This window comes from Pseudophaeobacter flagellatus (assembly GCF_021228235.1).
Classification (GTDB): domain Bacteria; phylum Pseudomonadota; class Alphaproteobacteria; order Rhodobacterales; family Rhodobacteraceae; genus Pseudophaeobacter; species Pseudophaeobacter flagellatus.
Genome location: NZ_JAJQRG010000004.1, coordinates 319,073 through 340,591, shown reverse-complemented (window position 1 = coordinate 340,591; position 21,519 = coordinate 319,073). Strand labels below are relative to the sequence as shown.

Genomic DNA, 21,519 nt, shown 5'->3' with positions numbered 1-21,519 from the left:
TCAAGAGGGAGGGAGACCCAATGGCCGAAGACATGAGCATCGAAAGCTACCTGGCCCAGGGCGGCATGCTGAGCAATCCTGCCAATGTGCCGCCGCGCTACCGTGCGGCACTGTTGAAACTGATGGCAACCTTCGTGGACAGCGAACTGGCCGGGGCAGCGGGTTTCGCCGAGGTGATCAACCAGGGCCCCGGCATCAAGGCGCGTATTGCCGCCGCCAGAATCGTGATGGAAAAGAGCGACAATGCCGACCGGGTACTGGCCATCATGGGAACCTTTGGCGCCGATACCAAACGCTATGCCGACCATCACCCCTGGACCGCCCGGCTGGCGCGCAGCGCCGATATCGGCCAGCGTCGCTCGGATCATGATATGCGGCTGGCGGTCTTCAACTACCCGCTGCAGGGCTGGGACGATGCGGTAGTGATGAACCTGTTGATGGGGCGCGCCGTCACACTGCAACTGGCTGAATTTTCGCTGATCTCTTATCAGCCCCTGGCCGAAGTCTTTCGCGCCGTAGCCCCGGTCGAAGCCCACCATGCCGATCTTGCCGAAAAGGGGCTGGCCTGGCGGATCAAGACCAACGGGGCGGCCGGGTTGCAAGACAGTATCGACTATTGGTGGCCACGGGTCGCCGCCAGTTTTGGCACCGAAGACTCTGCCGCCTTTGAGGGCCTGCAAGCCCTTGGCCTGCGCCGCACCCCCAATGAGGTGCTCAGGACCCGCTGGCAGGCAGAGGCCAGCGCCCTGGTGACACAGCTGGGGCTTACACCGCCTGCCGCATAGTGGTGCCATAGCTTTGCCCCCTGCCCCTTGATGGCCCCCGTGACGGGGCAGACCCAGGGGCAGGCGGGACGAAAAAAAGGTCTGGCTCTCTGACCTTGTAATGCATAGTTTTGCAGCACACACTGACGGGGGGAAGACCATGGCCATAAGCAAAACCATTCGCACCTATTTTCAGGGAAGCTGGCATGACGGCGATCTGGCGGTGCTCAAGGCGGCGGATCACGCCATGTGGCTGGGCTCCTCCGTGTTTGACGGGGCGCGCTTTTTTGAGGGAATGACCCCGGATCTGGATCTGCACTGCGCCCGGACCAATGCCTCGGCCGAGGCGCTGATGATGACCCCCAGCATTCAGACCAAGGATATGGTTGCAATCGCGCTGGAAGGCCTGAAAGGGTTTGCCCCCGGCGCGGCGGTCTATATTCGCCCGATGTACTGGGCCACAAATGGCGATGCCACGCTGATCGCTCCGGCAGCAGACAGCACCGAATTTGCGCTCTGCCTGGAAGAAATCCCGATGGCCCCGGCAGAGGCCAGCGCCACCCTGACCCGCACCCAGTTCCGCCGCCCGCTGCTGGAAAACGCCGTGGTCAACGCCAAGGCCGGCTGTCTATATCCCAATAACGCCCGGATGCTGCGTGAAGCCCGCAACAAGGGGTTCAGCAATGCGCTGGCTCTGGATGCCATGGGCAATGTGGCGGAAACGGCCACTGCCAACATCTTTATGGTGCGCGATGGCGAGGTCTTTACCCCGATTGCAAATGGCACTTTCCTGGCCGGGATCACCCGCGCGCGCCACATCGCAAACCTGCGGGCAGACGGCGTCACCGTGCATGAAACCGTGCTTGGCTATCAGGACTTTGAAACCGCGGATGAAGTCTTCATGTCTGGTAATATGAGCAAGGTAACCCCTGTGACCGCCTTTGACAGCCGCAGTTATCCGGTGGGGCCAGTAACAAAACGCGCCCGCGCGCTATACTGGGACTGGGCCGCCAGCAAAAACTAACCGGGGGCGCGACAGGCTTCTGTGTCATGGCTATTGTTGCGCAGCCCCGATTGCGGCATGATCCCTGCCAGATCAACCAGAGGCTAACCATGCGCAAATTCCTTGTTGTACTTGATGACAGCCGTGAATGTCTGAATGCCATGCGCTTTGCCGCCATGCGCGCAGCAAAGACCGGCGGGGGTGTCGCCATCCTGTCGGTCATCCCCCCGGATGAGTTCAATCATTGGATTGGCGTCGGAGAGGTCATGCGTGAAGAGGCGCGAGAACGCATCCACGCCCATTTTGAAGTTTTCGCCAAATGGATGCGGGATCGGCAGGGCGTGGACCCCGAACTGGTCATACGCGAAGGCGAGGCCGTGCCTGAAATCATGGCTCAGATCGAAACCGATACCGAAATTGGCGTGCTGGTTCTCGGCGCGGGAAACGATCGCAAAGGCCCCGGCCCGCTGGTGACCCAGCTCAGCAAATCTTCGGGCAGCCTGCAGGTGCCAATCACCATCGTGCCTGGCGATCTGTCGAAAGACCGCCTGGACGCCATCACCTAAGCGCCGCAACCACTGCAGAGCAGTTGGCATGGGCAGGCCGGGATATGCTGGTGGGCGTACTGGTAGCAAAAAGCACTTGCCAGGTGCCGCTCACAAACTTAGAATAATTCTAAACCTTGACTTGATGCCCCTCGGGGCGCATATCGCTCAGACAATTCTTGGAGGCCCCAATGTTTATTCAGACCGAATCCACGCCCAATCCGGCGACGCTGAAATTCCTGCCGGGTCAGACCGTTCTGGACGCAGGCACCGCTGATTTCCCCAGCGCCGATACCGCCGGCAGTTCGCCTCTGGCGACGCGCATCTTTGCGGTCTCTGGTGTGAACGGCGTATTCTTTGGCAATGATTTTGTCACGGTAACCAAAGCGGATACTGTGGAATGGGACCATATCAAACCCGCCATCCTGGGTGCCATCATGGAGCACTATCAATCCGGCCAGCCCATTGTGGATGCGGGCGGCGAACAGGCCTCTGGCCATGCAGAACACAGCGGTGAGAACGGCGAAATCGTCGACCAGATCAAAGAGCTGCTGGACAGCCGCGTGCGCCCTGCCGTGGCCCAGGATGGGGGGGATATCACCTTCCACGGCTTTGATCGCGGTGTTGTCTACCTGCATATGCAGGGGGCCTGTGCGGGCTGCCCCTCCTCAACCTTGACGCTAAAAATGGGCATCGAAAACCTGCTGCGCCACTATATTCCCGAAGTCACTGAAGTGCGCCCTGTCGCCGTTTGACCTGTCGCCGCCTGATCAGGAGATCGGGCAATGCCGAACAGCTGCGGACCACTGGCACGCAACCTGAAAGGAAAATCGGATGGGCCCCAAGCCCCTGATTCTTGGCTTTGACACCTCGGCCGCGCATTGCGCGGCCGCTTTGCTGCAAGGCGATGTGGTGCTGGCAGAACGTTTTGAAGCCCATACGCGCGGCCAGGCAGAACGGCTGATGCCGCTGATCGAAGAGATTCTGGCAGAGACAGGCCAGAACTGGTCTGATCTGGATGCCATCGGGGTTGGGGTCGGACCTGGAAACTTCACCGGCATCCGCATCGCAGTTTCTGCCGCCCGCGGTCTTGCGCTGGGGCTGGAGGTGCCTGCAATTGGTGTCTCGGGGTTTGATGCCCGGGCACGCAGCGGCACCCTGGCGGCGGTACCCGCGCCCCGTGGCCAGGTCTACGCCCAGCTACCCGACGAGGACGCGCCGCGTCTGATGCCCGAGACAGAGGCCGAAGACGCCGCCCGCTGCGCCGGGCTGAGCTTTGCGCCTGAGGCCTCTCCCGCAGGTTTGGCCCAGCAGATCGCAAAACAGGCCTGCCGCCGCTATCTGGCACATTTAGAGACGGGTGCCCTGACCGAGATCCCCCCCCCTGCACCGCTGTATCTGCGTGCCGCCGATGCGGCCCCAGCCCGCGATGTGCCGCCGCAATTGATTGATGGCTGATCCGCTGACCTCGCAGCAGATGGCACAGATCCATGCTGCCGCCTTCACCCAATCGCGCCCGTGGTCACAAACGGAATTCACCGCCCTGCTGGACAGCCCGCTGGTGCTAGCCTGTGGCGATGCTCGCGCCTTTGCCCTGGTGCGGCTTGTCGCGGGTGAAGCCGAGCTGCTGACCCTTGCCACCCACCCCGCGCACCAACGCCAGGGGCTGGGCCGGGCCGTGATGCAAGCCTGGCAATCCCAGGCCAAGCTGCGCGGCGCAACAGAGAGCTTTCTGGAAGTGGCCGCCGACAATGCCCCGGCTCTCTTGCTGTACGAAAGCGAGGGATTCGCTGCCTGCGGCCGACGACGGGGCTATTATCCGCGCGCAAATGGCGCTTCGGTCGACGCGATTGTGATGCAAAGAGGGTTACGTTAGGCAAGCGGCGCGGATTTCGCACCGATTGGTCAAAAAGCGGTTGACCCCCTACCTGCGCAAAGGGCTAAATTGCCACACCTTTTTTATAACACACCCTGTGGGGCCAATCAGGTCTGCTCTGGCGGATCGCAACGGGCCACCGTGCGGAATAACAAACCGGGAGTACCTTTATGACGCTGATGAAATCCCTGATGGGCGCGGCTGCGACGCTGGCTCTGACTGCGGGCGCTGCCCTGGCGGAACCTGCGCTGATCTTTGATCTGGGCGGCAAGTTCGACAAGAGCTTTAACGAAGCGGCCTTTGGCGGTGCTCAGCGGTGGGCCGAGGAAACCGGCGGATCGTTCCGCGAAATTGAACTGCAGTCCGAAGCACAGCGGGAACAAGCACTGCGCCGCTTTGCCGAGGCTGGTGCCAATCCCATCGTTACCATGGGCTTTGCCATGGCCGATCCGCTCAGCTCGGTTGCGCCGGACTATCCTGACACCAAGTTCGTCGTGATCGACGTGACCTGGCTGGATGTGCCCAATATTCGTCAGGTTGGCTTTGCCGAACACGAAGGCTCATATCTGGTTGGCATGATGGCCGCGATGGCCTCCAAGACCGACACGGTTGGCTTTGTTGGCGGCATGGATGTGCCACTGATCCGCCACTTTGGCTGTGGCTACGCCCAGGGCGTCAAAGCGGTGAACCCCGATGCAACGGTGATCGCCAACATGACCGGCACCACACCTGCTGCCTGGAATGACCCGGTCAAAGGCTCTGAACTGACCAAGGCGCAGATCAGCCAGGGCGCAGATGTAATCTATGCGGCCGCTGGTGGGACCGGCGTTGGCGTCCTGCAAACTGCTGCGGACGAAAACATCCTGTCGATCGGCGTTGACAGCAACCAGAACCACCTGCACCCAGGCAAGGTCCTGACTTCGATGCTGAAACGCGTCGACATCGCCGTCTATGATGCGATGATCGCAGGCGAAGCCGTCGAGCCCGGTGTCTTCTCGATGGGCCTGGCCGAAGATGGCGTCGGCTATGCGCTGGATGAAAATAACGCAGACCTAGTCACCGATGAAATGAAGGCCGCCGTTGACGCCGCGCGCCAGAAGATTATCGACGGCGAGATCGAGGTTGTCTCTTACTATACCGACAACAGCTGCCCCGCGCTGAAGTTCTAAGCAAAGACCCCCAGGCCATGACAATGTGTCATCATACCTTGTTCTCGGCCTGGGTCCCCCCATCGCCTGATGCGCCTGCCCGCCAGTGGCAGACGGCAATTGGGTTCAACATCAAATCCTCTGATCGAAACGCGCCGATATCCAAGCCGGGGCATCTGGCTGTGTCTTTGGCCATGGATCCCACCAATACGGTGCGGCATCCTGCATCCAAACGGTGCCCCATGATCGGATTTCACGCATGGGAGAGCCCGATTGACTGCCCCCGCCATTGAACTCAAAGGGATTTCAAAATCCTTTGGCCCGGTTCAAGCAAACAAAGATATCTCGATCCGCGTCGCCCCCGGTACCATCCACGGTATCATCGGGGAAAATGGCGCTGGAAAATCCACCCTGATGAGCATCCTCTACGGCTTTTACAAAGCCGATAAGGGTGAGATCTGGATAAACGGCAACCGCACTGAAATCCCCGACAGCCAGGCCGCCATCGCAGCGGGCATCGGCATGGTCTTTCAGCATTTCAAGCTGGTGGAAAACTTCACCGTGCTGGAAAATATTGTGCTCGGAGCCGAAGACGGCGGCTTGTTGATGCCGTCGCTGTCCAAGGCCCGCAAGATCCTCAAAGAGCTTGCCGCCGAATATGAACTGCATGTCGATCCAGACAAGCGCATTGATGAAATCGGCGTGGGCATGCAGCAGCGGGTAGAGATCCTCAAGGCGCTGTATCGTCAGGCCGACATCCTGATCCTGGACGAACCAACCGGGGTGCTGACCCCACCCGAGGCCGACCAGCTGTTTCGCATTCTGGACCGGCTGCGGGCCGAGGGTAAAACCATCATCCTGATCACCCACAAGCTGCGCGAAATCATGGATGCCACCGACACCGTTTCCGTCATGCGGCGTGGTCAGATGACCGCGACGGTCAAAACGTCTGAGACCAGCCCAGAACATCTGGCCGAGCTGATGGTAGGCCGCAAGGTGTTGCTCCGGGTTGATAAAGTACCTGCCAAACCCGGTAAACCGATCGTGGAAATCGAACAGCTACGAGTGGTGGACGAGGCTGGCGTCGAGCGGCTCAAGGGTATCGACCTGACCCTGCGCGCCGGAGAGATCATGGGCATCGCAGGGGTCGCGGGCAATGGCCAGTCGGAACTGCTAGAGGTGCTCGGCGGTATGCGCAGCGGCGAAGGTGTGATCCGGCTTAATGGGGTGGATCTGCCGCTGCAGGGGGCCGGATCAGATGCCCGTGCCCGCCGTGCCGCCCATGTGGCACATGTGCCCGAAGACCGGCAAAGCGAGGGGCTGATCATGGGCTTTCACGCCTGGGAAAACGTCGCCTTTGGCTATCATCACGCGCCGGAATACCAAAAAGGGCTATTGATGGACAATGCCGTCCTGCGCGCCGATACCGAAGCGAAGATGGCCAAGTTTGACGTCCGTCCCCCGGATCCCTGGCTTGAAGCCAAGAGCTTTTCTGGCGGCAACCAGCAGAAAATCGTGGTCGCCCGCGAGATTGAACGCAACCCAGAGTTGCTGCTGATTGGTCAGCCCACCCGTGGCGTCGACATTGGCGCCATTGAATTCATTCACAAACAAATCGTCGCGCTGCGCGATCAGGGCAAGGCGATCCTGCTGGTCTCGGTCGAGCTGGAAGAGATCCTGTCGCTGGCCGACCGCGTTGCGGTGATGTTTGACGGCAGAATCATGGGCGAACGTGCCGTCGACGAAACCGATGAGAAAGAGCTTGGCCTGATGATGGCCGGCGTCGCGGGGGAGGTCGCGTAAATGGAAAAAATGCCTAAATGGGCCGATGTGGTGCTTATTCCCTTGATCAGCCTTCTGCTGGCTGCCGGCCTTTCGGCGCTGGTGATCCTTGCGATTGGCGAAGACCCTACGGCGGCGGTCAAGCTCATGGTTGATGGGGCGCTTGGCTCCAGCTACGGCTGGGGCTACACGCTGTATTACGCCACCAACTTCATGTTCACCGGCTTGGCGGTTGCGGTTGCAGCCCATGCCGGATTGTTCAATATCGGCGGCGAAGGTCAGGCCATGCTTGGTGGGTTGGGCGTTGCGCTGATCTGCCTATTCATTCCCTGGCCGCACTGGACGCTGGCGCTACTGTTTGCCACCCTTGGTGCAGGCCTGTTTGGTGCCGCTTGGGCGGCCATCCCGGCCTATCTGCAGGCCAAACGCGGCAGTCATATCGTCATCACCACCATCATGTTCAATTTCATCGCCGCTGCGGTACTGAACTATGTGCTGGTCAACGTGCTGAAACCCCCCAGTTCGATGGATCCGGCCTCGGCCCGGTTCAGCGATACGATACATCTGCCCACGCTGCATGAATTGCTGACGCCGCTTGGCATTGCCTTTTCCAAATCGGCCCCTGCCAATGTCAGCCTGCTGGTGGCCATTGCCGCCTGTCTGGCGGTCTGGCTGCTGATCTGGCGCACGCCGCTGGGATTTGAAATCCGCGCCTTTGGCAAATCCGAGGCAGGCGCACGCTACGCCGGTATTTCGCCAGTGAAAATCACCATCATCACCATGATGATCTCGGGCGCATTGGCCGGAATGATGGCAATCAACAACGTCATGGGCGAGGCCGAGCGTCTGGTGCTCAACGCGACGGAAGGTGCCGGTTTCATCGGCATTGCCGTGGCCTTAATGGGGCGCAACCACCCCTTTGGCGTCTTTCTGGCCGCGATCCTGTTTGGCTTTCTCTATCAGGGCGGCGCAGAACTGGCACTCTGGACCAATATCCCGCGCGAACTGATCGTGGTGATCCAGGCGCTTGTCATCCTGTTCACCGGAGCATTGGACAATATGGTGCGCATCCCGCTTGAACGGATCTTCCTGGCCCTGCGCAAGGAGAGCAACTGATGGATTTCATCACTCTGATTCAAGTGCTGGACAGCACCGTCCGCCTGGCCACGCCACTGTTGCTGGCCTGTCTTGCCGGGCTCTATTCGGAACGGGCCGGTATTTTTGACATCGGCCTGGAAGGCAAGATGCTGATGGCGGCATTTTTCTCTGCGGCGGTTGCCTCGGTCACTGGCAATGTCTGGCTGGGCCTGCTGGCAGGGATCGCCGCATCAATGCTTCTGTCGGGGCTGCATGGCCTGGCCTCAATCACCTTTCGTGGCAATCAGCTGATTTCCGGTGTGGCCATCAACTTTCTTGCCGCAGGTTTGACCGTGTTGATCGCGCAGGACTGGTTCAAACAGGGCGGGCGCACGCCTTCGCTGCTAACCGAGGGCCGCTTTGGCCCCCTCACCTTTCCCTTTGCCGACAGTGTTCGCGATGTGCCGATGTTTGGCCCGATCTATTCCGAACTGCTCTCGGGGCATTCCATCCTAGTCTATCTGGCATTTCTGGCAGTGCCCGCAACCTGGTGGATCCTGTACCGGACCCGCTTTGGCCTGCGCCTGCGTGCGGTGGGGGAAAACCCGGCTGCGGTGGATACCGCTGGCGTTTCAGTCATCGGGCTGCGCTTTGCCGCCGTTGCCATCTGTGGCCTGCTTTGCGGTATTGCCGGCGCCTATCTGGCCACCGCGCTGCAGGCGGGCTTTGTCAAAGATATGACAGCCGGGCGCGGTTTTATCGCCTTGGCGGCACTGATCTTTGCCAAATGGCGTCCCTGGCAGGCGATGGGGGCCTGTCTGCTTTTTGGTCTTCTGCAGGCCGTGGCCCTACGGTTTCAGAATATCGAACTGGGTTCTGTGACCATCCCGGTGCAGGTCATGGACGCCCTACCCTATATTCTGACCGTGGTGATTCTGGCCGGGTTTGTCGGCAAGGCGATCCCACCGCGCTCTGGCGGCGAGCCCTATGTAAAAGAGCGCTAAGCGCCCCTGACTGATCCAGTTCGAAAGGCCCGCACCACCCTTGGCTGCGGGCCTTTTGCTAAATTTTCCAACCGATCTGCCCCGCCATGCGCAGAGCCGGGGATAGGTCCAGTTTCCTTTTTAAAATCAGTCCTGCCTGCTGCAAAGCGGCATCCTCAGTTGATTTTTTTGTGGCCCTGCGCTCTAACCTATGTATGCAAGTCTATCTCCCCATCGCCGAAGTATCGGGCAACGCCTTCCTCCTGCTCAGCGCTGGCGGCATCGTAGGCATTCTTTCTGGCATGTTTGGAGTGGGCGGCGGCTTTTTGTTGACCCCCTTGTTGTTTTTCATCGGCATCCCGCCCGCAGTTGCCGTCGCCACTGGTGCCAACCAGATCGTTGCGTCCTCCTTTTCCGGTGTGCTGGCGCATTTCCGAAGGCGCACGGTTGATGTCAAGATGGGCATGGTACTGCAGGCAGGCGGCCTCGTTGGTGCTGCTGTCGGGGTATTGGTGTTCAACTATCTCAAGAGCCTCGGCCAGGTCGACCTTTTGGTCACGCTCTTTTATGTCGTCTTCCTTGGGATTGTTGGCAGCCTGATGTTCATTGAGAGCCTCAATGCTCTTTTCAAATCCAGACGCGCCGGCGGTGCCAAGACCCTGCGCCGACAACGGGGCTGGGTACATGCCCTTCCCTTCAAGATGCGGTTTCGCACCTCCGGCCTCTATATTTCAGTTATTCCACCAATTCTGGTTGGCCTTCTGGTTGGCATCCTTACCGCCATCATGGGGGTGGGCGGCGGCTTCATCATGGTGCCCGCCATGATCTACATCCTGGGGATGCCAACAAAGGTGGTTGTCGGCACCTCGTTGTTTCAGATCATTCTTGTCACGGCCTTTACCACCATGCTGCACGCCACGACCAATCAGACCGTCGATATCGTGCTGGCGGTTCTGCTGCTGATCGGCGGCGTTGTCGGGGCACAGATCGGTACCCGCATTGGCGTCTACCTCAAGGCCGAACAGCTGCGCATTCTCTTGGCACTGATGGTCATCTTCGTCTGCCTCAAACTGGGGCTCGACCTCTTGCTCATGCCGGATGAACTCTACACGCTTGGCGCAGCAGGGGAGCATTGACCATGTTTTCCCGCCCCCTCTTGCCTGTGCTGCTTGCCCTGATCACCCTGGCCACAGCCGGATATGCCACCCAGGAAGAGGTGGTTCTTGGCCTCAGCCAGGACCGGGTGGCCATCACCGCCAATTTTGACGGCTCTGAAATCCTGATCTTTGGTGCCATCAAACGCGAAACCAAAATACCTGAAGGCCCGCCCCTGCAGGTTATCGTGGCGGTCTCTGGGCCAACCTCGCCAGTCACTGTGCGCCGCAAGGCCAAACGCATGGGGATCTGGGTCAATACCGACAGCGTCCTGGTTGATTCAGCACCGAGCTTTTATGCTATCGCCACCAGCGCCCCCTTCCGTGAAACGATCACAGATACCGAAGATCTGCGCTATCGGGTCTCTATTGCCCGTGCCATCCGGTCTGTGGGTGCCGCAATGAATATCCGCAACGCCCAGAGTTTTGCCAGGGCCGTAGTGCGCATCCGCGAAAAAGAGGGACTGTATTCCCTGCGTGAAAACACTGTGGCGGTAGATCAACAAACCCTGTTTCGCACCGCCATTGAAATGCCCGCCGATGTGACCGAGGGACACTATAGTGCCCGCATTCTCCTGACCCGCGCCGGACAGGTGATCTCCAGCTTTGAAACCGACATCGATGTGCGCAAGGTCGGACTGGAGCGGTTTCTTTACGGCATGTCGCGCGAACAGCCCTTCCTCTATGGGCTGATGTCGCTGGCCATTGCCATTCTGGCCGGCTGGGGTGCCTCTGCCGCCTTCCGGCTGCTGCGCAACAGCTAGGCGCAGGCGCTTTGGCCCTACTTGTTTGCCGCCGGGTCAAGGGCCGCCTCTGGCGGCTGCGCCTTGGCGCGGTTCACCCTTGAGGCGGCGGCAAAATCCACAGATCCTCAGGACCGCCGTGATGCGGCATACTGCTGCGTCACGACCTCTCAGCAGCCTCTGTCTTTGCGCCGCGCGCAAGCGCGGCGCCCGGCCCAACGGGCTGAAATGCCCGACAGGGCTTTGAAGCCGGGCGGGAGAGCCGCGGGCCCAGGACACCTGCTCAGCCGCGACCGATATAGGGCATTTTGGTGGCCATCACTGTCATGAACTGCACATTCGCCTCTGGCGGCAGTTCCGCCATATGCAGCACCGACCGGGCCGCGTCCTCCACCGCAAAGCTCTGCATTGGGGGGCCTTGCGGATCGGTCACCGTCTGGCGGGCGCTCAGATCTTCAACCATGGGGGTGCGGGCATTGCCGATATCGATCTGGCCGCAGGCAATATCAAAGGCACGCCCATCCAGGGACAGGCTCCGGGTGAGGCCGGTAATGGCAGATTTGGTCGCCGCATAGGGTGCCGAATTTGGCCGAGGCACCTGGGCGGCAATGGATCCATTGTTGATGATCCGCCCGCCCTGGGGCGACTGCCGCCGCATCTGTCGAAAGGCCGCACGCGCCGCCAGGAACATGCCGTTTAGGTTCACATTGACGCTGGCATACCAATCCTCCAGCGCAATTTCATCAATGGTGCCAGCCGGGGTAAAGATCCCGGCATTGTTGAACAAGACATCCAGACGCCCGGTCTGCATGACAAAGTGATTGACCGCATGGTCCACCGCAGTGGCATCGGTCACATCCGCCGGCAGCACCGTCGCATTGAGATGCCCCATGGCCACGTCTTCCAGCGCGGATTGACGGCGCGCCAACAGCCCCACATGCCAGCCCTTGCTAAGGCATAGCTCTGCGACCGCCCGCCCAATGCCAGAACTCGCCCCAGTGATCAGAATGGACTTTGCCGATAAATCTTGGCTCATAATGGTGCCTCTTCTTGCATTTCCAAGGTCAAGGCAGCAGCAGGGGCGGCCTTCAGATCATCGACCCGCAGCGGGCCTGTCGGCTTGGACAGACGGTTGCGCACCACCCAGATCAGGCGTTCCTGGGCACGTGTGATCGCCACATAGGCTAGGCGTTTCCACAACGGCTGCCCCGCCTCAACCCGGCCCATGCGCGCGGCGGCATAGATATCCGGGGCAAAGACCTGGGTGGTATCCCACTGCGAGCCCTGGGCCTTATGGATGGTCACCGCTGCCCCATGCAGGAAGGTGGCGCCCATACGGGCCGCATAGGGAATAAAGGGCTCTTCCGCGTCCGGCATTTCGATCTTGACGATCGAAGCGGCGGAAACCTGCGGATCCTCGGCCCCCATCACATGCAGGCGCGAAAATCCCGGTTTGCGCCCCGGTCCAAGATAGACCACCTGCGCCCCCTTGATCAGGCCGCGCGCCTCTAGGTCAAGCCGCTTTTTGCGATGTTTCAAGGGCAATTCAAGGCCATCACAAATCAAGGGTTCTCCCTCGGCCAAGGCATCGGCTGGCGCACCATGCACGGCGCGGAAGGCATTGATCAGGCGAATACGAGTGGCATTACGCCAAACCAGCACCGGGCTGCGCGCCATCAGGTCCACCTCGACCCGGCTGCCCCAGACCACCCGGTCATCACGGGCTGCCGTCTCTTCGATCATGCGCTCAAAATCTTCAAAGCTCAGCGCCGGATCCGCCAGGGCATGCGCCAGATCCAGGATCGGGTTATCCGCCTCTTGGCGGTGCACCCGGTGCAACACCAACTGGCGGGCAGGTGGCAGGGTTTCAAACACCATAGAGCCAGATTGATTGACCGGTGCCAGCTGCGCCGGATCCCCAAAGAGCACCAGATTTGGAAAGATCTCTTTCAGATCTTCAAACTGGCGATCATCCAGCATCGAGGCCTCATCGACAAAACCGATATCAAGCGGATCCTCGCGGCGCTTCCAGCCGGTGATGAAATCAGACCCGCGCAGCCCCGCCACTGCCAGGGCACCGGGAATGGATTTGTTGGTTGCATAAAAGGCCGCTGCACGAGCCAGAGCCTCTTCGCTCAGCCCTTCGATTTCGGGCTTTTCGCCATTGCCCGCCAGCCATTCGGCAACTCGTTCATATTCGGGATCATAGACCGGTGTATAAAGGATGCGGTGAATGGTGGTGGCCGGCACCCCACGCAGGCGCAACACGCTTGCCGCCTTGTTGGTGGGGGCCAGAATCGCCAGACTGCGGCGACCGGTCTTTTTACGGCTTTCGTAATCGCCAGAGACCACCTCGACCCCGGCACCTTCCAGGGTTTTATACAATTCTGCCAGCAAAAGCGTCTTACCCGACCCGGCTTTGCCAATCACCGCCATAACCCCTGCCTCCCCCATGGGAGGCTGAAGCAAACCATCCTCCAGATCCACCCCAGCCTGGCGCAACAGGGCGGCAACACTGTCAAAGGCAGTGGCCTGATCATCGGAGAATTTCACGGTCAAATCTGTCATGGCGCGACCCTATAACGCCGGGATCGGCTGCGCCAGCGCAACCGACCCTTAGGACCCGATCTTCCCTCCTTGTCAGCCGGCACGGCGCAGCGACAGGGGGCTGACTGTGGAGCCAAAGGACAGATCAAACCACCGCTGCGAGAGTTGTGGCGAAACCTCTGCCCGCTGCGCCACCCGGTGATAGGCCTGCACATTGTATTCCCACAGCCCCAGGCTAATGCGGTCGCGCCCAGTACCCATTGAGCTGATGATTTCCGGGCTGAACCCGAGACTACGATAGATCCGTACCATGCGGCGATCAAATACTCCGGCAAAATGCGGAATGGCCAGGTTGCGCATGATTTCCAGCCCAGCCAGCGTCAGCGCCCCAGCAACCGAGCCACTGGCCTCGCGTGACAGGCAGAACCGGGTACATTCCCAGATCAGCGGGCTTGAAATCGGATTGCCGCTGGTAAGCTCTGGAAAGACGTCATTCACCATGACCGGCCCGGTTGTCGGCAAAAACCGCATAGAGCCACCATGGCTGCCATCCGGCATTTCCCAGATAACATACAGCGGGTTGAGAGCATCGTACTGGTCACGTTCTTCGCCATTGTCATCGACCTGAACGTCCCAGCCCAGCCGGGTTTGAAACTGATCAGCCCGGTCAACAAACATCGCATGTGCAAGTTTGGCATGGGCCTTTAAGTCATCGGCATAGATATAACGAAGCATAGCATTTGTCCCCTTTTGCTTGAAATGCAAGGGGAGTCTACGCGCGACAAGCGAGTCCCCCCAAGCCACAAGAGAGGTCCGACAGGGCTCCGACCGCGCCAACGGGCGCAAGCGGTTGAAATCAGGCGCTAGATAATAACCATACCACAGCTCACCGCGCGTGCAATTGCATGGGTTGTGTTCAATGCCCCCAGCTTAAAGCGCGCGCTTTCGATATAGACCCGCAGCGTGTGCTCGGAAATCGACAGGGTCTGGGCCACCTGCGCCCGGCTGTAACCGATCCCCAGCAGGGTCAGCGCGTCCAGTTCGCGCGGCGACAGGGGCTGGGCTTTCTCCGGTGCGCGGTCCGGCTCAAATTCCAGCGCCTTGCGGTTCAGGAAATGCCCGATCAGGATCAGATCTCGGCTGTGCTGCTCGGTAAACTTATCCCAATGCGCGCCATCGCTGTGGTGACTAACCGAAAACAGTGCAAACTGGCCATTGGGGCCACGAATGGGAATCGAATACCCCTGATTGCCCACCCCGTGTTCCATTGCATCCTTGAAAAATTCGCGAACCGGTTTCGGCGACCAGTCAAGACGACGCCAATCCACTGGGTGAAACCGCTGGTAACAGCCCGTCACAACCGGATCTATGCGGGTGTAATTCTTCTCTTGGTACAGCTGTGTCCACTCTGGCGAGTAGGTGCCAAAATAATAGTGGTCCCCGGCGCTGTCGACCCAGTGATACATGGCATGGTCAATCGCAAAAACGGAACAAATTCTATCAATGATCGCCTGCAGCCCAGGCAGGGCTGTGGTTGCGTCCAGCGCCTCGAGTATTTTGTCCAATTCCGTATTGGTCGCCATCGGTCTAAATGCCCATCATTTGGAAATGGCAGGGCGGTGAAACACACGCCAAATGCCAGGGCAAAGCAAGAGCCGCCCATTCCTGACGTTTTTTCTACACTAAAGGGGGCCAGGTCAACGTAATCCTGAGCGGTCACTGGTTTTTATACCTGCCCCGCCTCTAAACGATGCCAAGGCGCCGCACTCCCCTCGCATAGCAGGAAAGGCGACGCCCGGTTTCAACCAAAGGTCAGATGTTAGCGGAGGGCCAGATCTATCGCGCGGACAGGCCCAACCAAGATTACAGCCCTATTTACCAGCGTCCAGCACATCCTCCAACGTGCGCAGCCCTGTTTTGGGCGCCTGAACCAGCACCGACATATTGCCCGGCTTATGTTCATTGCGCAGCATCTTCATATGTGCGCCGGGCAGATCAGCCCAGGCAAAGACTTCGGACATACAAGGATCCAACCGGCGTTCAACCATCAGCTTGTTGGCGGCAGCGGCCTGTTTCAAATGGGCAAAGTGCGAGCCCTGAAGGCGTTTCTGGTGCATCCACATATAGCGGACATCAAAGGTCAGGTTGAAGCCAGATGTCCCGGCGCAGATCACCACCATGCCGCCCTTTTTGCACACGAAGGTGGAAACCGGGAAAGTCGCCTCGCCGGGGTGTTCGAACACCATATCGACATTGTTGCCCTTGCCGGTGATTTCCCAGATGGCGGCGCCAAACTTGCGCGCCTCTTTGAACCAAGTGGCATATTCCGGGGTGTTCACGGTGGGCATTTGCCCCCAGCATTTGAAATCCTTGCGGTTCAGCACGCCCTTGGCGCCCAGCCCCATGACAAAATCACGCTTGCTCTCGTCTGAAATCACACCGATGGCATTGGCACCAGCAGTATTGATCAACTGGATCGCATAAGAGCCAAGCCCCCCCGAAGCACCCCAGACCAGCACGTTTTGGCCCGGCTTCAAATCATGGGGTTCATGACCGAACAGCATCCGGTAGGCAGTGGCCAGCGTCAGGGTATAGCAGGCGCTTTCTTCCCAGGTCAGATGCTTGGGCCGCGGCATCAACTGCTGCGCCTGGACGCGGGTGAACTGCGAAAACGACCCATCCGGTGTTTCATAACCCCAAATCCGCTGGCTGGGCGAATACATAGGATCGCCGCCGTTGCATTCCTCATCGTCGCCATCGTCCTGGTTGCAGTGGATCACCACTTCATCGCCAACTTTCCAGCGCTTGACCTTGTCACCAACCGCCCAGACGATGCCCGCCGCATCCGATCCGGCAATGTGATAGGGGGCCTTGTGGCCATCAAAAGGAGAAATCGGCTGCCCAAGGGCGGCCCAGACACCATTGTAGTTAACCCCAGCGGCCATCACCAGAACCAGCACCTCATGGCTGTCGATAGCTGGCACCTCGACCACCTCTTGCAGCATGGCGCTATCCGGTTCGCCGTGGCGCTCTTTGCGGATGGCCCAAGCGTACATCGACTTGGGGACATATCCCATGGGCGGCATTTCACCGAGCTCATAAAGATCTTTCTCAGGAGCCTCGTAAGACAGCGGTCCGGTCTGTGTGTCCAAAGCCATGGTGGCCTCCATTTCCAAGGGTCATTGCTGCGATGCAGAATCGCGGCTGCTCTCTGATGGATAAAAATTGCCAAGCAATATTGCAACCCCATTTGACCTAATATTGTAATTTTATGACTTTGCGGATGCAGAAAGAGCCCTCGCACTCGCAGCATCCAAGCCCTCCACCAGGCCCAACGGGGCCTGAGGTACCAGATGCACGATAGAATTCGCATAGTAGACCAGCAGCTCGCGTTTGGCCCGTACTGGCACCAGCTGCCCCTGTTGGCGCACGACCAAACCACGCATCAGCAAAATGCGGATCGCCTCTTTTCCGGCGGATTCCAGTCTCAGTCTGTGATGCTGCGCGCTGACTGGCGCTATCTGACTTTCCAGTTGTTTCATATGATGTGTCAGCAGCTCCGCGCTCATGGCACCATGGCGCAGCAACAGCCAGGCCGCCATAGGAACCGGCAACACCGGCACGGCTGCGCCAATGCGCGACAACAGCTCCTGCGCCAGCAAAAGGGTGAGGCCGTCCACCTCTGCCTGCGGCTCTGCCAGTCGCCCCGCAGGATTTGCGCTGGGGTCCTCGGCCCGCGTGCTCTTGGCAAATTCACGCAGGCTCAGCGGGCGACCAAAGACCACCGCCGCATGGCCAAAACGGTGGTAGCGCCCGGTAAGCCACAGCCAAAACTGGCGCAGGATCCGCGCCATGACCACCCCGATTCGGGCCTTGAAACGACGCTCACCAGCGCGGGCAGCCGAGGTAAGGATGCGATCTTCAAGCACCCAGTCATAGTTCAGCGCCACAGGCACAAAGACCACATCCCGCCCCTGTGGATCCGGCGACCCAGCCTCGATAATATACTTCAACAGCCCCAGTCGCGGCGGCGCCAAGGCACCATCCAGACTTAGCCCGCCTTCGGGAAAGATTGCCTGCGTCGCCCCGCCCTGGGTCGCTAGGCGAATATAGGTGGCAAGCACCCGGCGATAGAGATCGTCGCGCGACTTACGGCGGATGAAATAGGCCCCCATCGCCCGGATCAGCCGCGACAGCGGCCAAACTCGCGCCCATTCCCCCACCGCATAAGACAGCGCCGAACGCCGCGCTGCCAAATAGGTCACCAGCACGTAATCCATATTAGAACGGTGGTTCATCACAAAGATCAGCGTCGCATCAGGATCTAGCTGCTGCAATGCCGCCTTATCCTGATAGCCCAGCCGCACCCGGTAAATCGCATTCGACAGCCAGCGCGCAGCCCCAATGGCCAGGCCAAAATAAGCAAAAGCGGAAAAAGACGGGACAATTTCGCGGGCATAACGGCGCGCCTGTTCAAAGGCGACATTGTCGGGAATACCCTGATCGGTGGCATGGCGCGCCACCGCCTGTGCCACCTCGGGGTCGTAGATCAGCCGCTGGATCATATCGTAACGCCGGGTCAGCTTGAACGGCTCGATTGGTCGTTGCAGCCGCCTGTTGATCCGCGTCACCGCGCGTTCAAAGCGACGACGAAAAAACCAGCGTACCGATGGAAACAGAAAATGAGAGGCAAAGGTGACCGCCGCAAAAAGCAGGATCAGGGCTAAAAGCCAAATCGGGAGTTCAACGGTACGCGTCATGCACCAAGCCTATAGCAATTGCAGCGGGGGTAAACGCCCGCCGCCCAAGTAGGCAACACCCAAGTCACATATGAGAAAAAATTAAAATTCGCGACTTGGCCATTCCCAACTTGTGCTAGGCTGAATCAGGCTTCGCCTGCTTGCAGGGGGCTAGCTTCAAGACAGCAGGAGGAAACTAACAGCATGAACCGTAGAATTATTCTGACAACCTCACTCGCCATACTCATGGCAGGCTTATCCGCCCTACCAGCCGCAGCCCTGGACCGCCGGGTCACAATCGTAAATGATACCAATTACACAATCATGAAATTCTATGGCTCGAATAAGGGCACGGATTCGTGGGAAGAAGACATCCTCGGCCGCGATGTGCTGCGCCCTGGCCAATCGGTTCGCATCGATTTTGACGATGGCACCGGCTATTGTAAATTTGACTTTCGGGCTGTTTTTGATGACGACGACGTTCTAGTCGCCAAGGACATCAATGTGTGCAAGATCGGCACCTATACCTACAACTAATCACATAGTCGGCTGCTGCTGATGCCCGTTGTGCCGTGATCAAAAGCGTACCCTTGCCTGTCGCAGGGGGCGCTTTTTTTGGGTGCAGGACCATTTCGCCGCAACGCAGCGAATTGACATGGGTTTAAAATTGCAGTTTAGATCTGTTGAGCGAAACATAATTACCAAAGCAAACCCGCGAGGCACCCTATGTCGCAGATGCAGAATGACCGCAAAACTGATCGCCCCTGGCTGATCCGAACCTATGCTGGCCACTCCACTGCCGAGGCCTCGAATGCGCTCTACCGGGCGAATCTGGCCAAGGGGCAGACCGGGCTGTCGGTCGCATTTGATCTGCCCACCCAGACAGGATACGACAGTGACCATGTCCTGGCCCGTGGCGAAGTGGGCAAGGTGGGCGTTCCCGTTGGGCATCTGGGCGATATGCGCAGCCTGTTTGATCAGATCCCGCTCGACCAGATGAACACCTCGATGACCATCAATGCCACCGCGCCCTGGCTGCTCTCTCTCTATATTGCTGCCGCCGAAGAACAGGGCGCAGATATTTCCAAGCTACAAGGCACGGTGCAAAACGATCTGATCAAGGAATATCTGAGCCGCGGCACCTATATCTGCCCGCCTGCGCCCAGCCTCAAGATGATCGCGGATGTCGCCGAATACTGCTATACGCATGTGCCCAAGTGGAACCCGATGAACGTCTGTTCTTATCACCTGCAAGAGGCCGGTGCCACGCCAGAACAAGAGCTGGCCTTTGCCCTGGCCACAGCGCAAGCGGTGCTGGATGAATTGAAGCCCCGGATCGCGCCAGAGGATTTCCCGGCCATGGTGGGACGGATTTCATTCTTTGTGAATGCCGGCATCCGCTTTGTCACCGAGATGTGCAAAATGCGCGCCTTTGTCGATCTGTGGGATGAAATCTGCCGCGATCGCTATGGCGTCGAAGACCCCAAGTTCCGCCGCTTCCGCTATGGGGTGCAGGTGAACTCTCTAGGGCTGACGGAGCAGCAGCCGGAAAACAATGTCTATCGCATCCTGATCGAAATGCTAGCGGTGACCCTGTCGAAAAAGGCCCGCGCCCGGGCCGTGCAGTTGCCCGCCTGGAACGAAGCACTTGGCCTGCCTCGCCCCTGGGATCAGCAATGGTCGATGCGGATGCAGCAGATCCTGGCCTATGAAACCGATCTCTTGGAATATGAAGACCTGTTTGAAGGCAACCCGGCCGTCGACAGAAAGGTCCAAACGCTGAAAGACGATGCCCGTGCCGAGCTTGCCAACCTACAATCTATGGGCGGGGCGGTCGCCTCTATCGACTATATGAAATCACGGCTGGTAGATTCCAACGCCGAACGCCTGAACCGGATCGAGCGCAATGAAACCGTGGTGGTTGGGGTAAACAGCTGGACCGAGGGCGAACCATCGCCGCTGCAAACCGAAGACGGCGGCATCATGGTGGTGGACCCTGCGGTTGAGCAGGAACAGATCACGCGGCTGAACGCCTGGCGACAAGCCCGCGACGCTGGTGCCGTTGCAACCGCCCTCGCCGATCTGCGTGCCGCCGCGCGCGCAGGCGACAATATCATGCCCGCGTCGATTGCGGCGGCAAAGGCCGGTGTCACCACGGGCGAATGGGCCGAAGAAATGCGCCGAGTTCACGGCACCTATCGCGGCCCCACCGGGGTTTCAGGCTCGCCTTCAAACAAGACCGAAGGTCTGGATGACCTACGCGAGGCAGTCAACGCCGTCTCGGATCAGCTCGGCCGTCGGTTGAAATTCGTGGTTGGCAAACCCGGCCTTGACGGCCATTCCAATGGCGCCGAGCAAATCGCCTTTCGCGCCCGCGACTGCGGCATGGACATCACCTATGATGGCATCCGCATGACCCCCGAAGAACTGGTTGCCCAGGCCCAAGATGATGGCGCCCATGTGGTCGGGCTGTCGATCCTATCCGGCAGCCACATACCCCTGGTGGAAGACCTGATGCGACGTATGCGCGAAGCAAACCTTGGGCATATTCCCGTCGTGGTTGGCGGCATCATCCCCGACGATGATGCTGAAAAGCTGAGCCAGATGGGCGTGTCGCGCGTCTACACCCCCAAGGATTTTGAACTGAACACAATCATGGCGGATATTGTTCAACTCTCGCACCCCCCAAAGACGGCGTAATTCAGCTCTTTTTGCAAATACGACTAATTTATTTGAATATTACTCTGGTAATTGCAGTTATGCTTGGCGTTTAAAGAGTCCCGGACAACGAAATATGTCCGGCCTGCAAGCCTTGGAGTATCAAAATGAGCCCTGACCTTTCAAAAATGTCTCGTAAAGAATTGCTTGAGCTCAGAAAGGGCATTGATTATGCCCTGAAAGACGCCGAGCAACGCGAGCGCAAAGAAGCCATTAAGGCAGCCGAAGACGCCGCAGCCAAATATGGTTTCTCACTTGATGAAATCACCGGCCCCAATCGGGCCAGTGGCAAGAAGCAAAAAGCCGCTGCAAAATATCGTAACCCGCACAACCCAGACGAAACCTGGAGTGGCCGGGGTCGTAAACCACATTGGGTGCATTCCGCTATCTCCTCTGGTATGGATATCTCTGACCTGGAAATCTGAATCCGGACTGGAGAA

At 59.1% G+C, this 21,519-nt stretch carries 21 protein-coding genes; 15 read left to right on the top strand and 6 right to left on the bottom strand.

The window, feature by feature from the left end:
- The first annotated feature begins 20 nt into the window (after positions 1-20).
- The 12 genes from LRK71_RS10615 to LRK71_RS10560 all read left to right on the top strand — a co-directional run bounded on the left by LRK71_RS10615 (position 21) and on the right by LRK71_RS10560 (position 11,096).
- Positions 21-785 (top strand): Phenylacetic acid catabolic protein, encoded by a 765-nt coding sequence (locus LRK71_RS10615; protein WP_232403275.1) that lies wholly within the window; start codon positions 21-23, stop codon positions 783-785.
- A gap of 139 nt (positions 786-924) precedes the next feature.
- The gene (locus LRK71_RS10610; RefSeq protein ID WP_232403274.1) at positions 925-1,788 is read left to right on the top strand and encodes a branched-chain amino acid aminotransferase; all 864 of its coding nucleotides are present in this window, start codon (positions 925-927) and stop codon (positions 1,786-1,788) included.
- An 89-nt stretch (positions 1,789-1,877) separates the two neighbouring features.
- Positions 1,878-2,333 carry a universal stress protein gene (locus LRK71_RS10605; protein ID WP_232403273.1) on the top strand — a complete coding sequence of 152 codons (456 nt, stop codon included), beginning with the start codon at positions 1,878-1,880 and terminating at the stop codon, positions 2,331-2,333.
- A gap of 170 nt (positions 2,334-2,503) precedes the next feature.
- Positions 2,504-3,067 carry a NifU family protein gene (locus LRK71_RS10600; protein ID WP_232403272.1) on the top strand — a complete coding sequence of 188 codons (564 nt, stop codon included), beginning with the start codon at positions 2,504-2,506 and terminating at the stop codon, positions 3,065-3,067.
- A 79-nt stretch (positions 3,068-3,146) separates the two neighbouring features.
- On the top strand, positions 3,147-3,770 hold the full coding sequence (gene tsaB, locus LRK71_RS10595; RefSeq protein WP_232403271.1) for a tRNA (adenosine(37)-N6)-threonylcarbamoyltransferase complex dimerization subunit type 1 TsaB: 624 nt from the start codon (positions 3,147-3,149) through the stop codon (positions 3,768-3,770).
- Positions 3,763-4,188, top strand: coding sequence for a GNAT family N-acetyltransferase (locus LRK71_RS10590; RefSeq protein WP_232403270.1), 426 nt, complete (start codon positions 3,763-3,765; stop codon positions 4,186-4,188). The genes tsaB and LRK71_RS10590 overlap by 8 nt, the downstream gene beginning before the upstream one ends.
- A 170-nt stretch (positions 4,189-4,358) precedes the next feature.
- Positions 4,359-5,357, top strand: coding sequence for a BMP family lipoprotein (locus LRK71_RS10585; RefSeq protein WP_232403269.1), 999 nt, complete (start codon positions 4,359-4,361; stop codon positions 5,355-5,357).
- A gap of 252 nt (positions 5,358-5,609) precedes the next feature.
- Entirely contained in the window at positions 5,610-7,139 is a 1,530-nt protein-coding gene (locus LRK71_RS10580) for an ABC transporter ATP-binding protein (protein ID WP_232403268.1), read from the top strand.
- Positions 7,140-8,234: an ABC transporter permease gene (locus tag LRK71_RS10575; RefSeq protein WP_232403267.1), complete on the top strand. Its 1,095-nt coding sequence runs from the start codon at positions 7,140-7,142 to the stop codon at positions 8,232-8,234. It begins immediately after the preceding gene.
- Positions 8,234-9,199 carry an ABC transporter permease gene (locus LRK71_RS10570; protein ID WP_232403266.1) on the top strand — a complete coding sequence of 322 codons (966 nt, stop codon included), beginning with the start codon at positions 8,234-8,236 and terminating at the stop codon, positions 9,197-9,199. Before LRK71_RS10575 ends, LRK71_RS10570 begins: the two co-directional genes overlap by 1 nt.
- 194 nt (positions 9,200-9,393) lie before the next feature.
- The gene (locus LRK71_RS10565) at positions 9,394-10,314 is read left to right on the top strand and encodes a sulfite exporter TauE/SafE family protein (RefSeq protein WP_232403260.1); all 921 of its coding nucleotides are present in this window, start codon (positions 9,394-9,396) and stop codon (positions 10,312-10,314) included.
- Positions 10,315-10,316: 2 nt separating this feature from the next.
- On the top strand, positions 10,317-11,096 hold the full coding sequence (locus LRK71_RS10560) for a TIGR02186 family protein (protein WP_232403259.1): 780 nt from the start codon (positions 10,317-10,319) through the stop codon (positions 11,094-11,096).
- Between the two features lie 262 nt (positions 11,097-11,358).
- Here LRK71_RS10560 and LRK71_RS10555 read toward each other — a convergent pair whose 3' ends face one another.
- The 6 genes from LRK71_RS10555 to LRK71_RS10530 all read right to left on the bottom strand — a co-directional run bounded on the left by LRK71_RS10555 (position 11,359) and on the right by LRK71_RS10530 (position 18,382).
- Positions 11,359-12,111 (bottom strand): SDR family oxidoreductase, encoded by a 753-nt coding sequence (locus tag LRK71_RS10555; protein ID WP_232403258.1) that lies wholly within the window; start codon positions 12,109-12,111, stop codon positions 11,359-11,361.
- Complete coding sequence (locus tag LRK71_RS10550) at positions 12,108-13,643, bottom strand: ATP-dependent DNA helicase (protein ID WP_232403257.1); 1,536 nt, start codon at positions 13,641-13,643, stop codon at positions 12,108-12,110. Before LRK71_RS10550 ends, LRK71_RS10555 begins: the two co-directional genes overlap by 4 nt.
- Before the next feature lie 72 nt (positions 13,644-13,715).
- Complete coding sequence (locus tag LRK71_RS10545) at positions 13,716-14,357, bottom strand: acyl-homoserine-lactone synthase (RefSeq protein WP_232403256.1); 642 nt, start codon at positions 14,355-14,357, stop codon at positions 13,716-13,718.
- A gap of 128 nt (positions 14,358-14,485) precedes the next feature.
- Positions 14,486-15,205, bottom strand: a complete 720-nt coding sequence (locus LRK71_RS10540) for a helix-turn-helix transcriptional regulator (RefSeq protein ID WP_232403255.1) — start codon at positions 15,203-15,205, stop codon at positions 14,486-14,488.
- Between the two features lie 288 nt (positions 15,206-15,493).
- Positions 15,494-16,780, bottom strand: a complete 1,287-nt coding sequence (gene ccrA, locus LRK71_RS10535) for a crotonyl-CoA carboxylase/reductase (protein WP_232403254.1) — start codon at positions 16,778-16,780, stop codon at positions 15,494-15,496.
- Between the two features lie 111 nt (positions 16,781-16,891).
- The gene (locus LRK71_RS10530) at positions 16,892-18,382 is read right to left on the bottom strand and encodes a 1-acyl-sn-glycerol-3-phosphate acyltransferase (protein ID WP_232403243.1); all 1,491 of its coding nucleotides are present in this window, start codon (positions 18,380-18,382) and stop codon (positions 16,892-16,894) included.
- A gap of 183 nt (positions 18,383-18,565) precedes the next feature.
- Between LRK71_RS10530 and LRK71_RS10525 the strand changes: the two genes are divergently transcribed.
- The 3 genes from LRK71_RS10525 to LRK71_RS10515 all read left to right on the top strand — a co-directional run bounded on the left by LRK71_RS10525 (position 18,566) and on the right by LRK71_RS10515 (position 21,504).
- Entirely contained in the window at positions 18,566-18,898 is a 333-nt protein-coding gene (locus LRK71_RS10525; RefSeq protein WP_232403237.1) for a hypothetical protein, read from the top strand.
- 189 nt (positions 18,899-19,087) lie between these two features.
- Positions 19,088-21,061, top strand: coding sequence for a methylmalonyl-CoA mutase family protein (locus LRK71_RS10520; protein ID WP_408635997.1), 1,974 nt, complete (start codon positions 19,088-19,090; stop codon positions 21,059-21,061).
- Between the two features lie 125 nt (positions 21,062-21,186).
- On the top strand, positions 21,187-21,504 hold the full coding sequence (locus LRK71_RS10515) for an H-NS histone family protein (RefSeq protein WP_232403236.1): 318 nt from the start codon (positions 21,187-21,189) through the stop codon (positions 21,502-21,504).
- Positions 21,505-21,519: the final 15 nt, after the last annotated feature.